Annotated in this window: 8 protein-coding genes and 1 tRNA gene; 8 read left to right on the forward strand and 1 reads right to left on the reverse strand. The window is 38.8% G+C overall.

The window, feature by feature from the left end:
• Position 1: 1 nt before the first annotated feature.
• The 3 genes from OK414_RS02935 (at position 2) to aceA (ending at position 3,219) form a co-directional block, all read left to right on the forward strand.
• Positions 2-73, forward strand: a tRNA-Glu gene (locus OK414_RS02935).
• 210 nt (positions 74-283) lie between these two features.
• Positions 284-1,543: a M48 family metallopeptidase gene (locus tag OK414_RS02940; RefSeq protein WP_263045747.1), complete on the forward strand. Its 1,260-nt coding sequence runs from the start codon at positions 284-286 to the stop codon at positions 1,541-1,543.
• Positions 1,544-1,935: 392 nt separating this feature from the next.
• Positions 1,936-3,219 (forward strand): isocitrate lyase, encoded by a 1,284-nt coding sequence (aceA, locus tag OK414_RS02945; RefSeq protein ID WP_034654451.1) that lies wholly within the window; start codon positions 1,936-1,938, stop codon positions 3,217-3,219.
• Positions 3,220-3,415: 196 nt separating this feature from the next.
• Here aceA and OK414_RS02950 read toward each other — a convergent pair whose 3' ends face one another.
• Positions 3,416-3,652, reverse strand: coding sequence for an IDEAL domain-containing protein (locus tag OK414_RS02950; protein ID WP_016762998.1), 237 nt, complete (start codon positions 3,650-3,652; stop codon positions 3,416-3,418).
• A 176-nt stretch (positions 3,653-3,828) separates the two neighbouring features.
• On the opposite strand from OK414_RS02950, the gene OK414_RS02955 reads away from it, so the two are divergent.
• The 5 genes from OK414_RS02955 (at position 3,829) to addA (ending at position 15,402) form a co-directional block, all read left to right on the forward strand.
• Positions 3,829-5,808, forward strand: a complete 1,980-nt coding sequence (locus OK414_RS02955; protein ID WP_095380164.1) for a S9 family peptidase — start codon at positions 3,829-3,831, stop codon at positions 5,806-5,808.
• Positions 5,809-5,970: 162 nt separating this feature from the next.
• Positions 5,971-6,588, forward strand: coding sequence for a TVP38/TMEM64 family protein (locus tag OK414_RS02960; protein ID WP_013081701.1), 618 nt, complete (start codon positions 5,971-5,973; stop codon positions 6,586-6,588).
• Between the two features lie 580 nt (positions 6,589-7,168).
• Positions 7,169-7,909: a 3-oxoacyl-ACP reductase FabG gene (fabG, locus tag OK414_RS02965; protein WP_013081702.1), complete on the forward strand. Its 741-nt coding sequence runs from the start codon at positions 7,169-7,171 to the stop codon at positions 7,907-7,909.
• Positions 7,910-8,171: 262 nt separating this feature from the next.
• Positions 8,172-11,672, forward strand: coding sequence for a helicase-exonuclease AddAB subunit AddB (addB, locus tag OK414_RS02970; protein WP_034654447.1), 3,501 nt, complete (start codon positions 8,172-8,174; stop codon positions 11,670-11,672).
• Positions 11,665-15,402: a helicase-exonuclease AddAB subunit AddA gene (gene addA / locus OK414_RS02975; RefSeq protein WP_263045746.1), complete on the forward strand. Its 3,738-nt coding sequence runs from the start codon at positions 11,665-11,667 to the stop codon at positions 15,400-15,402. Before addB ends, addA begins: the two co-directional genes overlap by 8 nt.
• Positions 15,403-15,405: the final 3 nt, after the last annotated feature.

Raw genomic sequence — 15,405 nt, forward strand, 5'->3', positions numbered from 1 at the left:
TGGCCCGTTGGTCAAGCGGTTAAGACACCGCCCTTTCACGGCGGTAACACGGGTTCGAATCCCGTACGGGTCATCTTAAAAGCAGTTTGCATATGCAAACTGCTTTTTTTGTTTGTAAAACAGAGTTTATTCTTTTGTCTAAACTCTATTTTCCGTTTTTCTATGATTTCCTCGCCCCAAATTGCATTTCTTATAGCATATCTATAAACGCTTGTTCTAAATTTCGAAAAAAAACCTACAATAGTAATAACGGCATACTGTTTGTACAAAAGGAGGGGAATGCGTGAAAAAAATTTTTTGGTGGTCCATCGGAGTTTTTCTTGTGTATGGAGCGTGTATTTGGGTGTATTTATTCTATATAAGCGATACCTCTATTCCACAATCATTAAAAGGCACCAGCGTAGACCCAGCTACGTTTATGAATGCACGAGAACTTATGTTGACCGAAAAATATTCAAAAATTAGAGATGCGCTCTTTTTTATCCGAATTCCATATGAGTGGCTAGGGTTTATCTTAATTTTAGTGTTAGGTGTGTCTAAGAAAGTTAATAAGTGGTCTAAAGACGTCAGCCGTTTCAGTCTTCTCCAAACTGCTATTTATGTATTTTGGTTATCTGTTCTGCTGCTGATCTATTCTTTCCCTATGGACTGGATTAGCTATAAGCTTTCAAAGGCTTATCATATTACGACGCAACCTTTCCAAGGATGGATGAAAGATCTTTTTACAGATTTTTGGGTAAACTATGCGACCATGTTTTTAGTGATTGCTGTGTTATATGCATTCATTCGTAAGTTTTCAAAAAGATGGTGGCTGTATGCGTGGCTAGTATCTATTCCATTTACGCTATTTTTGACGTTTATTCAACCGGTGGTTATCGATCCGTTATATAACGATTTTTATCCATTAAAGAATAAAGAGCTGGAGACGAAAATTTTACATTTAGCAGACGAAGCTCATATACCTGCTAAGCATGTATATGAAGTAAACATGTCTGAAAAAACGAACTCCCTTAATGCATATGTGACGGGAATAGGTTCTAATTCAAGAATTGTGTTATGGGATACCACTCTTAATAAATTAACGGAACGTGAAATTTTGTTTATCATGGCGCATGAAATGGGTCATTATGTAAAGAAACATATTTATGTGGGGATTGCTTCAGCATTAGTTTTATCGATCGTAGGCTTATGGCTAACGAAACATTTAGCCAGCTTTGTGATTAAGAGATGGGGGAAAGCATTACAAATTACTTCTATTAGTGATTTAAATTCTTTACCGCTTATTTTACTTATTTTTTCTATTCTTACATTTGCTGTGAGTCCGTTAACAAATATGCAGTCGCGTCATCATGAACTTCAATCTGACACGTACGCTATGGACCTAACAGGAGATAAGCAAGCTGCTATTAAAACGTTTCAGGACTTAACGAAATCAGGACTATCTCAGGTAAATCCGCCGTATTTAGTGAAGATTTTCCGATATGGTCACCCAACAATACTGGAAAGAATTTCATTTGTCGAGAAGTATGAAAGAAATGAATAAGTGATATAAGAAAAAGTAAAGGATATATGAAGCCTTTTATACGTAGGTATTAATAGAAAAGCCTCCTTGCGAGTAGGAAAAAAATTCTAAAAGGAGGTTTCATTTTCGAAAGTCCTGTTATATAATAACGTATGTAAAATAAAAACTGTTTTATAACAATAGGGAGGAATAGTTATTTGTGATTGAAAAGATAGCAGTCTAAATTCTCAGCGTATATTCACCTCAGCTAAGTCTTACTACATGTCCTTCAACTACTTACTTATTTCATCTACGTTCTTGCTCATATTATGGCAAGCTGCTAATTTACTTCATCATGAAACAGACATATTCTAACTGCTGCGTTTTATATTTTTATGAATATAGAATTTTAAATTTATTAGGGGGTATAAAGAATGAAAGACATTCGTGTAAAAAACCTTGAAGAGAACTGGAAAAGCGATGAGCGTTGGAAAGGAATTGAACGTCCATATTCTGCAGAAAAAGTCATTGGGCTAAGAGGGTCCATTGATATTGAACATACGCTTGCTAGAAGAGGAGCCGAAAAGTTCTGGAACTTATTAAAAACAGAGCCATACGTTCATGCCTTAGGAGCTTTAACAGGGAATCAAGCAGTACAACAGGTAAAAGCAGGGTTAAAAGCAATTTACTTAAGCGGATGGCAAGTAGCTGCAGATGCAAATCTTTCAGGAAACATGTATCCTGATCAAAGTTTATACCCGGCAAACAGCGTGCCGCATGTTGTGAAACGAATCAATCAAGCGCTGCAGCGTGCCGATCAAATTCAGCATTTAGAAGGAGAAGGGGATATCGATTACTTTGCTCCAATTGTAGCAGATGCAGAAGCAGGGTTTGGAGGACAGTTAAACGTATTTGAACTCATGAAAGGAATGATTGAGTCGGGAGCATCTGCCGTACACTTTGAAGATCAATTATCCTCTGAGAAAAAGTGTGGTCATCTCGGCGGCAAGGTATTGCTTCCAACTCAAACCGCTGTGAAAAATTTGATTGCTGCTCGTTTAGCTGCTGATGTAATGGGTGTTCCAACACTTCTGATTGCTCGTACCGATGCTGATGCCGCTGATTTAATTACAAGTGATGTTGATCCTGTAGATCGCCAGTTTATTACAGGTGAACGCACTGCTGAAGGTTTTTATCGCACGAGAGCCGGAATCGATCAAGCTATTGCTCGTGGCTTAGCATATGCGCCATATGCGGATCTAGTATGGTGTGAGACGTCTGAACCAAACTTGGAACAAGCACAAAAATTTGCAGATGCTATTCATGAAAAATTCCCAGGTAAAATGCTTGCTTATAACTGTTCACCATCTTTCAACTGGAAGAAAAAGTTAGATAAGAAAACGATTGAAAAATTCCAAAGAGAAATTGCAACAATGGGCTACAAGTTCCAATTTGTTACGCTTGCTGGCTTCCACGCTTTAAACCACAGCATGTTTGAGCTGGCACGAGGATATAAAACAAGAGGAATGGCAGCTTATTCAGAGTTACAAGAAAGAGAGTTTGCTAGTGAAGTAAATGGATATACAGCTACAAGACATCAGCGTGAAGTAGGAACGGGCTATTTTGATGAAGTGGCACAAGTAGTTTCTGGTGGGACTTCTTCTACAACAGCTTTAAAAGGTTCCACAGAAGAAGAGCAGTTTCAGACGCATAAATAACAAAAAAACCTATGAGTGGAATGGTCGGTTACGTCCACTCATAGGAAAGATTCTACTAAAAAAGATTCTTACAGGTGTAAGAATCTTTTTTTATGTAGTAAACACGATTTAACAGACAGCTGTTCTTCCTGAGAAGAAAGGATCTGCCTGTTAAACGTACATATAAATCATTAACATGAATTAAGTTCTTAAAATATTAAGTAGATGTTTGAAGCAGGGATTGGTACTGTGCTGATAGCTCATAGAAAGCAATTTCATCACGTTGATCTAATGCCGTGTTAATGTTTGTTTCTAACAGTTCTTTTTGACGCTTAAAAAGCGATTCATCAATTACCATTTCGATATAAACATCCAACATACTCACAGTATCAATTATTTTTTTCTTGCGAGCGAGGGACTTCATCATTTCCGTGTACGATTTTTCATTGTTCATACCTCATCACCTCTGCACCCTTTTTATTATTATATAGATTAAAAGAAGAAAAAACAACTAATTTTCTAAATTTTTAGATTTTTATTTTTAGAAATGATAAAGTAAGAGGGAAACGCTACTTTCGTTTTTATCGATTGACTATTTGGTTTAAAAATGAGTGCTTGGGGGCGAAGAAATTGAATCATTTAAAAAAGCGTACGGTAACGATAGAGGATTTGTATGAATTGAAGTCTGTTTATAATCCTCAGATTTCTCCAGATGGAAAAAGTGTAGTTTATACGGTTCGAGAAACGAAGAAAATAGAGAACGCGTATGAAACGCAGCTGTTTATGCTAGATATTGAAACGAAAGAAACTAAGCAATTAACGTACTACAAAGGAAATAATCATTCTCCCGCCTGGTCCCCGGACGGCAAGTGGATTGCTTTTTTATCCGATCGCAGTCAAGCTGTTCAGCTATACCTATTAGCAGTGGCAGGAGGAGAAGCAGAAGCACTCACAGATCTTGAAAAAGGCGTTAGTAATCCGGTGTGGTCTCCTTATAGTGACGAAATTATGTTTTCTACAAAAGTAGGAGAAAAAGCTGTAAGAGTTGAACAAAATTATGAATATCCTCAGCCTTACGAAGTGGAGCGTCTATTGTACAAATCCGATGCCAGCGGTTATTTAAAAGGTGAATATGCTCAAGTTGCTGTCGTTAAACTTAAAAACAAAGAAGTGACGTTTTTAACGGATGGACCTTATCATCACTCTGTTGGGTGCTGGTCCCCTGATACAAACTCAATTGTATTTTGCAGCAGCCGAGGAGAGAATCCGGATTTATCATTAACTATGGACGTGTTTATTTTGCATCGCGATACTAAAAAAGTAACATCTATTACAGGAGAAACAGGATATTTTCATCAAGTTTCGTGGTCACCGGATGGGTCATACATAGCATACATTGGAAATGAACGTACATATGGATCAGCTTCAATGAATGACATATACATTTATCAGATCTCTAACCAAAAAACAGCTTGTATCACTGCTGGCATAGACTTAGAAGTAGGAGATATGGTAGCAGGAGATTTTCACTTTGGAAGAACCGCAGCGGGAATTATGTGGGGCCGTAATGAAGAATTTTATTTTGTCGTAAGTGAAAAGGGGTCTGTAGGCATATATAAAGGAAATGTGAATGGAAAGTTAGACCCTGTATTTATGGATAATGCTCACGTATATGGGATATCTGTTTTTCCAAATTGTGAGGAAGCTATCGTGGCAATCAGTACATTTACACATCCCGGAGATCTTTATTCTCTAAATTTAAAAACAGAGGAATTAGTGAAGCTGACAAACGTTAATGATTCATTTTTAAAGCATGTGCAGTTAACGGAAGCAAAATCTTTTTACGCGACTTCTACGGACGGTATACATATCCACAGTTGGGTCGTAAAAGCGGCTGCTACCAATGATGTATCTCCAACCATTTTAGAAATTCACGGAGGTCCGCATCTTATGTATGGTCATACATTTATGTTTGAATTCCAAGTACTTGCATCAAAAGGGTTCAATATCCTCTTTTCTAATCCAAGAGGCGGCAGAGGATATGGTCAAGCATTTACAGATGCGGTTCGAGGGGATTACGGAGGCATGGATTATACGGATTTGATGGCAGTGACCGACGAAGCAGTTAAGCGCTACTCTTATATTAATGAAGATAAGCTTGGCGTAACAGGAGGAAGCTACGGAGGGTTTATGACAAACTGGATTGTAGGAAGTACAAATCGATTTAAAGCAGCGGTAACGCAACGGTCTATTTCAAATTGGACAAGTTTTTACGGCGTTAGTGATATTGGCTATTATTTTACCGAATGGGAATTAAAAGCTGATATTTATGAAAATCCGGAAAAACTTTGGAACCACTCGCCGCTTCGTTTAGCGGAGAACGTTAAAACACCGCTGTTAATCTTGCATAGCGAACAGGATTATAGATGTCCAATTGAACAAGCTGAACAGCTTTATGTGGCACTGAAAAGAAAAGACAAGGAAGTAGAATTTATTCGTTTTCCCCAGTCTAATCATGAACTTTCTAGAAGCGGTAAGCCTAATTTACGAACGGCAAGACTAAAATATCTAACAAGCTGGTTTAAACGTTATTTAAAACAGTCTCAGTAAAAAGTGCATGGCTGTTCAACCAAAAATGTGTGTGCAAATAAAGGCTGTATGGCAAACGTAAAAGAACAGGAAAGGTAAAACGCTGTAAAACTTTTGTTTGGTAAAGGAAAGTAGTACAATAAGTGAAAAGTAGCACAGTTGTTTAAATAAGGAGAACATTCGATGGATTTTGAAACATTAAAGCATTATTTGACATTAGACGGCGTCCTCGAGTTATTAAAACAATATCAATCATTTGGAATCATTCCAGGGCTGCTGTTGCCTATTTTAGAAGCGTTCATCCCCATCTTGCCGCTTTTTGCGTTTGTAATGGCCAATGCTGCTGCTTTTGGCTTATGGTTAGGTTTTTTAATTTCATGGGTTGGCAGCTGCGTTGGATCACTGCTTGTCTTTTTGATTTTTAGAAAATATGGACAGGCGAGGTTTTTACATTTCATCAGCCGGCATGCGCAAATTCGAAAGATTATGATTTGGGTAGAAAGACACGGGTTCGGACCGCTGTTTATTATGCTTTGTTTCCCTTTTACCCCGTCTTCGGCAATTAATGTAGTAGCAGGACTATCACGTGTTAGTATGGCTCAGTTTATGCTTGCTGTATTAGCCGGTAAAATGGTGATGATATTTATGATGAGCTTTATTGGGGCCGATTTTGTTTCATTTGTGAAACAGCCTCTAAAAGCAGTACTTGTTTTAGTCATCATTTTTGTTCTATGGCTTGTTGGAAAACAAATTGAACGAAGATTAAATGAAAAATCTAAAGTGAAACAGTATGACAAATAGTTTGTTTATATATAACAAATAGTGATGAAAGACTGCTTTTTAATAGGCAGTCTTTTGTTATACATACAGCCAAAAGGGGTATTGTAAACTATAGAAAAGCCTTTTCTTATAGGGATACAACAGCATTTTTGAAAGGATCTTAAAATTTTTCTTAAAGAAGTTATTTGTCTGTTTATTCGGTTGGCAGAACAATGCATATACAGAGTATCTGTCCAGTAATGAACAAGTTTTTTGTTTATCAATTGTGAGAAATATGCTAAAGTAAAAGAAAAAACTGGGAATAAATTAGACGTCTATTCCTAGTTGCACCTAAGTAATGAACCCTTTGTTTTCTAGAAATATACATGTTTTTTCTCAACATGTATTATCACCTCATGTATTTCAAAACGTTTTCTTAAAAATTATATGAATGATTTTTGAGCTTGGCTACTAAGATGTAAGTAGAGGGATCATTACTAGAAAAGCACCGAATGATCATTAAGACGTGCTTGGCGTCGTTTTGAGGAGGGGAATGCGCTACTAAGATTCAAGCGACTTGCTGATTAATCGTTGTTAGTAAGCGTCTTATAGCGCGGGTGACATGAGATTAAAAGATAAAGTGGCAATTATTACGGGTGCAGCAAATGGATTAGGGTTCGAAGCTTCTCGAATATTCGCTCAAGAGGGTGCAAAGGTCGCTATGGTTGACTACGATGCAAAAACTGGAGAAGAACGAGCAGCTCAGCTAAAAGAAGAAGGCGGAGATGTAGCATTTTTTCAAGTGAACGTAGCGGATCGAGACAGTGTAGATGCAATGGTAGAAGAAGTAGTGAAACACTACTCTAAAATAGATATTTTAATTAACAATGCAGGTATCACCAGAGATGGAATGCTAACCAAATTATCAGTTGAAAATTTTCAAGCAGTAATCAACGTAAACCTTACAGGCGTTTTTCACTGTACACAAGCAGTGGTACCGCATATGATTGCTCAAGGTAAAGGGAAAATTATTAGCACATCTTCGGTATCTGGCGTATATGGAAATGTTGGTCAAACAAACTATGCGGCGACAAAGGCAGGCGTAGTAGGAATGACAAAAACATGGGCTAAAGAGCTTGGACGAAAAGGGATTAATGTAAACGCTGTAGCTCCTGGGTTTATTGAGACAGATATGGTGAAGGCGATGCCAGACAAAATCATTGATCAAATGAAATCCACTATTCCTTTACAAAGATTAGGTCAGCCTTCTGACATTGGTTATGCTTATCTGTATTTAGCATCTGATGAGTCCAACTATATTAACGGTACAACACTTCATGTAGATGGTGGAATCATGATGTAAAAGTAGAAAATAATTCGCTTTTCTAAAACTTTTCAGCGGTCTTTTGACTACTGAAAAGTTTTTTTGTTGCATCCAGCATTTCACATATCGGCAAAGTGGAATTTTGTCTGCAAGTTCAGTAAAATAATAAGGAGAGAGATAGAGAGATTTAGATGATGATCACTATAAAATTTTGACGACTGCGTCACGTGTTTACGTGGCGTTTATCCATTTTGTACTTAAACAAATGAAAACATAGAGAAAAAAATGAAGGGGTGAAAACGTGGGGCTACAGTTTTTATTAGGACGTTCAGGAAGCGGGAAAACGGAATATCTTTTAAATAGCATGCGCCAAGAGCTGTTAAATGCTCCGCTTGGGCATCCACTTATTTATATTGTACCTGAACAGATGACATTTCAGTCGGAGTATGCGCTTGTTCAAACACCTGGGTTAGAAGGCATGATGCGTGCTCAAGTTTATAGTTTTACACGTCTTGCATGGCGTATCCTGCAAGAAGTGGGAGGTATTAGCCGCTATCATGTGGATCAAACAGGTATTCATATGATGCTTAAAAAAATTATCGAACATCAAAAAGAAGAGCTTCGACTGTTTGCGAATTCTTCAGAACAAGCAGGGTTTATTGAAGAACTAGAAAAAATGGTTAAAGAATTTAAACAGTACACAGTAGATGCCCCGTCTCTCGAAGAGATGAAGAAAAAGCTTCAAGCAGAAGATGAGAAAGTTCTTGCTGATAAATTACATGATTTACATCTCATTTACGGAGAATTAGAAAAACAGCTGATGACGAAATATGTAGATGGGGAAGATTATTTGAAGCTGCTGAGTGAAAAAGTAGCGTCTTCTGCCTACCTTACTCAAGCAACAATTTATGTGGATGGATTTCATCACTATACTCCTCAAGAATTAACCGTATTAGTAGAGCTGATGAAAGTTTGTAGAGAAGTAAAAATAGCGGTGACTTCTGATTATTCATATCAAGATTTTATTCCAAATGACTTGCACTTGTTTCGATTAACGAGCGAAACGTACCAAGAACTAATGGGCCTTGCGGCTGAAAACGGGATAGAGATTCAAGAGCCAATCGTATTTAACGAACAAAAAAGACATCAAAACAGTCCAGAGCTTGCCTATTTAGAACGATATTATGATGAACGGCCAACGCCGGAATTTCAGTCAGAGCCCGAGAACATTCAGCTTCTGCCGGCTGTTAGCCGAAGAGCAGAAGTTGAAGGGATTGCAAGAGAAGTGCTTTCACTTGTGCGCGATCGCGGCTATCGCTATCGTGATATTGCCTTGATTGTTAGAAATGCAGAAGACTACCATGACTTGCTTCAAACCATTTTTCAAGATTATGAAATTCCGTACTTTATTGACCAAAAGCGAGCGATGTTTCACCATCCACTCGTTGAATTTATTCGCTCAGTCTTAGAAGTGGTAAGCGGGTCATGGCGATATGAAACCATCTTTCGAGCAGTGAAAACAGATCTTTTATTTCCTTTGTCATCTGATGTGCACCAGCTTCGCGAAGAGATGGATGAATTAGAAAACTATGTACTTGCTTACGGTATTCAAGGATCTAAGTGGACGAGCAAGGAACCATTTACCTACAGAAAATATCGTTCACTTGAAGACATGAACCTTGGGAAAACGGACGAAGAGCTTGCTTTTGAGCAAAAAATAAATGAATTAAAAAATATGATTGTTCCTCCTATTTATTCGCTTCAGCAAAAATTAAAACAAGGGAAAATAGGAAAAGAAAAAGCAGAAGCGCTCTATCGTTTTTTAACGAATTTAGATATTCCACAAAAGATAGAAGCGCTGCGCAATCGATGTGAAGAAGAAGGAAAGCTTCAGGAAGCCAGAGAGCACGAGCAGGTATGGAAAGCAATTCTTCACTTATTTGATCAGTTTGTTGAAATGATGGGAGAAGAGAAAGTATCGATTTCTTTGTTCGCAGATCTATTTGAGACAGGGCTTGACAGCATGCAGTTTGCACTTGTTCCGCCTGCACTGGATCAAGTGGTTGTGGCAAGTTTTGAGCGTTCGCGTTTATCCGATATCAAAGCAAGCTTTGTGTTAGGTGTAAATGACGGTGTGATTCCAGCTAAACCAAAAAGCGATGGCCTGTTATCTGAGAAGGAGAGAGAGCAGCTGCTTGAATCAGGTTTATTACTTGCGCCAACCGGAAAACAAAAGCTGTTTGACGAACAATTTCTCATTTATTTAGCACTTTCCAGCTCTTCGGAAAAACTTTATGTTTCGTATCCTCTTGCCAATGAGGAAGGGAAGACCCTGCTGCCTTCACTCGTTATTAATCGAGTAAAAGAGCTATTTCCGCTCCTGCAGGAAAAGCTGTTAATGACGGAACCTACAGATTTAGAAGAAGAAAAGCAAGTTGATTATATCACAAATCCTTTAACGAGCATCGCGCATTTAGCCAGCCAGCTGCAAGGATGGAAACGCCATTATCCGATGAGTTCCACTTGGTGGGATGTGTATAATTTTTATGTGGAAAATCCAGATTGGAACTCATACAGTGGGAAAGTACTAAGCAGCTTATTTTATAAAAATGAAGCAAAACGGTTAACAAAGAAAACGAGTCAGCGTCTGTATGGAAAGCATATTCAAGCAAGCGTATCAAGAATGGAAAAATTTGAAGCCTGTCCATATGCGCATTTTGCTTCTCACGGGCTCAAGCTTAAAGAACGAAAAGTTTTCAAATTGGCGGCTCCTGACATAGGCGAGTTATTTCACGCGGCGTTGAAAATGATTTCAGACGAACTTCGCGGCGGTCAAAAAGAATGGAAGAACTTAACGAGAAAAGACTGTCAGCAGCTTTCTACGGCTGCAGTGCATGAACTTGCTCCGCGCTTGCAAAATGAGATTTTATTGAGCTCGAATCGCCACCACTATTTAACACATAAGCTGCAGCAAATTATTGAACGTGCGTCGCTTGTGTTAAGTGAGCACGCTAAGATGAGCGGCTTTGTTCCTGTTGGATTGGAGCTTGGATTTGGACCTAGTGCAGAGCTGCCTTCTATGCAGTTCACACTGCCAAATGGCCATACGATGGAACTCGTTGGACGAATTGACAGGGTAGATAAAGCGGAAAGCTCAAAAGGACTTTTACTGCGTATTGTCGACTATAAATCAAGCGATAAAGCATTAAACCTAGTGGAAGTGTACTACGGTTTATCTCTTCAAATTTTAGCTTACTTAGACATAGTTGTGACGTATGCTGAACAGCTTCTTCATGATAATAGAGGAGCATTGCCTGCTGGCGTTCTTTATTTCCACGTTCATAATCCAATGATCAACAGTACTAAAGCATTACAGCCTGATCAAATTGAAGCTGAAATCTTTAAGAAGTTTAAAATGAAAGGACTGCTTTTAGGAGACGAGGAAGCAGTAAGGTTAATGGACGAAACGTTAGAATCAGGACACTCACAGGTTATATCAGCTGGCATTAAAAAGACAGGGGGCTTTTATTCTAATTCTTCGGTTGCGAGCGAAGAAGATTTTACACATCTCCGTCAGTATGTGCGAGGTAAATTTGTGGAGGCAGGTACAGAGATTACAAATGGGAAAATTGATATTTCGCCTTATAAACTAAAAGATAAAACACCATGTGCGTTTTGTGAATACCGCTCAATTTGTCAGTTCGATGAATCAATGGAAAACAACGAATATCGTCAGCTTAGTACAGAGAGTCAAAGTGTTATTTTAGATAAAATTCGAGAGGAGGCCAAACGAGATGAGTGAAGATATACACGTAAAACCGGCCGACTCCCAGTGGACGGATGATCAGTGGAACGCCATTGTTTCATCCGGTCAAGATATATTAGTAGCCGCGGCGGCTGGCTCAGGAAAAACAGCGGTTTTAGTCGAACGTATTATTAAAAAGATTACAATGGGTGATGAGCCAATCGATGTTGATAGATTACTCGTTGCTACGTTTACAAATGCTTCTGCAGCCGAAATGAGAAATCGAATTGGAGAAGCATTGGAAAAAGAGTTAAAAAAGAATCCATCTTCTTTGCACTTGCGCAGACAGCTTAATTTATTAAACCGTGCGTCGATTTCTACGCTCCATTCTTTTTGTTTAGAAGTCATTCGAACGTATTATTATTTGATCGATGTAGACCCTGGTTTTCGGATTGCAGATGATACGGAAGCGGATCTTCTGCGTGAAGAAGTATTAGAAGAATTGTTTGAAGAACAGTACAGTATTGAACAGAACGAGCGATTCTTTGATTTAATTGATCGTTATACAAGTGACAGAAATGACTTAGATATTCAGCTTATGGTAAGAAAGCTGTATGACTTTGCAAGATCTAACCCTGACCCAAACGGCTGGCTTGAAATGATCGTGAGTCAATATGATGTGACAGAAGAATCTTCTATTGATTCACTTCCGTTTCTATCTTTTCTTTTACAAGAAGTAACAACGCAGCTGATGGGCATTGAGTCGATTTTAAAACAGGGCTTAGAGTTAACAAAGCTGCCAGGAGGGCCTGCTCCTCGCGCCGTTAATGCAGAGGAAGACCTGGCTCAAATTCATCGGCTGATCAGCGCTTCTAAGCATTCTTTTGCTGATTTGCATGAGGAAATGCAGAATTTGAATTTTACTCGTTTAAAGCCATGTAAAGGAGAAGCATACGACTCGCAGCTTTTAGATGGTTTCGGAGAGCTTCGCAAAAAAGCTAAAACAAGTCTTGAAAAACTTCATGCTGATTTGTTTTCTAGGCCTTTGCACGGCTACATGGCTGATTTTGAGAAAATGAAACCCGTTATTGAAACGCTAATCTTTTTAGTTCAGCGCTTCGGTGAACGATATGAAAATATGAAAAAAGAGAAAGGGTTAGTGGACTTTTCTGATTTAGAACATTATTGCCTGCAAATCTTGAGTGTAAAAGAAGATGGAGTGCTTAAGCCTTCGTCCATTGCCCAAAAATATCGTACTCAGTTTGAAGAGGTGCTTGTTGACGAATATCAAGATACAAATATGGTTCAAGAAACACTGATTAAATTAGTGACGAGAGATAGTGAAGAACAAGGGAATTTATTTATGGTTGGAGATGTAAAACAATCCATTTACCGCTTTCGTTTAGCGGAGCCATTTTTGTTTTTAACAAAGTACAAGCGCTTTACACAAGATGGTCGCCAGTTCGGAAAACGTATCGATTTGAATAAAAACTTCCGTAGTCGTTCTCAAGTGCTTGATGCTACAAACTTCATTTTTAATCAGCTGATGGATGAAGAAGTAGGAGAAATTGCATATGACGATGATGCTTCTTTAAAATTAGGAGCATCGTATCCAAAAGTGGAAGGAATGGAAACGGAGCTTCTGCTCATTGCAAAAGAAAATGCAGAAGAAGGAGGGGAAGAAGAATCGGATTCTTCTCTCGTCGCTTTTTCAGAAGCAGAGCTTGAAACGGCTCAGTTAGAGGCAAGAGCAATGGCGCGTAAAATCAAAGAACTCGTTCAAAACCGCTTTCAAATATATGATCGCAAGCTCGATATCATGAGAAATGTGACGTATCGTGACTTTGTTATTTTGCTTCGTTCCATGCCTTGGGCTGCGCAGATTATGGATGAATTTAAGCAAGAAGGCGTGCCCATTTATGCCGATTTATCAACAGGTTATTTTGATGCTACTGAAGTGATGATTATGATGTCTTTATTAAAAGTAGTAGATAACCCACATCAAGACATTCCGTTAGCTTCTGTTCTTCGCTCACCGGTAGTAGGGCTTTCAGATGAAGAGTTAGCTACACTGAGAGCAGAGCAAAAGAAAGGAACGTATTACGATGCGTTAAAAACGTACTTAGCGGTTTCAGATGATGAAGAACTTCGCGATAAAGTAAAGTATTTCTATGAGCAGTTAAAAGCATGGAGAACACAAGCTAGACAAAGCTCTTTGTCAGAACTGGTATGGCAAATTTACCGCGATACGGGTTTCTTTGAATTTGTTGGCGGACTTCCTGGCGGGAAACAGCGTCAAGCCAATTTACGTGCTCTTTACGATCGCGCTCGCCAGTACGAGGCAACTTCATTTAGAGGTCTGTTTCGATTTTTACGCTTTATTGAACGCATGCAGGACCGAGGGAACGATTTAGGAGCTGCTCGAGCACTGGGAGAACAAGAAGATGTGGTGCGTTTGATGACGATCCACAGCAGTAAAGGTCTTGAGTTTCCTGTTGTTTTTGTAGCTGGTCTTGCTCGTCAGTTTAACTTAATGGACTTGAATAAAGCATATTTACTCGATAAAGAACTAGGTTTTGGATCTAAATATATTGATCCAAAACTGCGTATTACGTACCCTACTCTTCTTCAGCAGACCATGAAGAAAAAAATGAAAAAAGAAAGCATGGCAGAGGAAATGCGGGTATTATACGTAGCTTTGACGCGTGCGAAAGAAAAACTTATTTTAGTTGGAACAGTAAAAGATGCAACAGAAAAGCTCAGACAATGGAGCTCCGTTATGGCACATGAAGATTGGACGCTTCCAGCTCACGTGAGAAGAGATGCAAAATGTTATTTAGACTGGATTGGACCTTCTTTAATTCGTCACCAAAATGTTAGTCACATGGTTGAAGGAGAGGTCCAGCCGGCTGAGATGATTCATCAGCATGCTTCAAGCTGGAAACTTTCAACGTTATTAGCAGGTGATTTAGCCGAACAGCCTCTTGAAGAGCAGCAGCATCATGAAGAGCTTTTAAACGCTCTTCAAAAGCATGAGTTAGTTTCAGAATCGAGCGATTATAAAGACGAAGTGTATAGACGCTTAAATTGGTCTTATGATTATCGTGTAGCTTCCGTTCATCGTTCGAAGCAATCTGTTTCTGAACTAAAAAGACAGCAGCAGCTGACGGACGCAGGTGGAAGCGACGATCTCGTTCGGGGATCTAAAGCACCTCTTGAAAATCGTCCGCTGTTTCTTCAAGAGAAATCTCTGACAGGAGCTGAAAGAGGAACAGCTACACATGCCGTTATGCAGCAGCTTCCATTAAATAAAGCTTATACCCTTGAAATGGTTCAAGACTTTATTCAATCAATGGTTACCAAAGAATTATTGACGCAAGAACAAGCGGATGCTGTTGATGCAAATGATGTAGCAGACTTTTTAGACAGTGACATTGCACAAGGTATTCGAACGGCTCGCACGGTTTATAGAGAGATGCCTTTTAGTTTAGGTGTCTCCGCTAAAGAAATCTATGATCATTGGGAGCAGGAAGACGAAACAATTTTAGTGCAAGGTATTATTGATTGTTTGTATGAAACGGAAGAAGGCCTCGTTTTACTTGATTTTAAAACCGATAACATTTCGGATCGTTTTCAAGGGGATTTTGAACGAGCAAAACCATTTTTAATTGACAGATACCGCATTCAGTTAGAGCTTTACGCAAAGGCCATTGAGCGGATTGTAAAACAACCTGTGCAGCATCGCTATCTGTACTTTTTAGATGGTGGATATGCTGTTGAAATATAAAAA

It is taken from the genome of Priestia sp. JV24 (assembly GCF_025910025.1).
Taxonomy (GTDB): domain Bacteria; phylum Bacillota; class Bacilli; order Bacillales; family Bacillaceae_H; genus Priestia; species Priestia megaterium.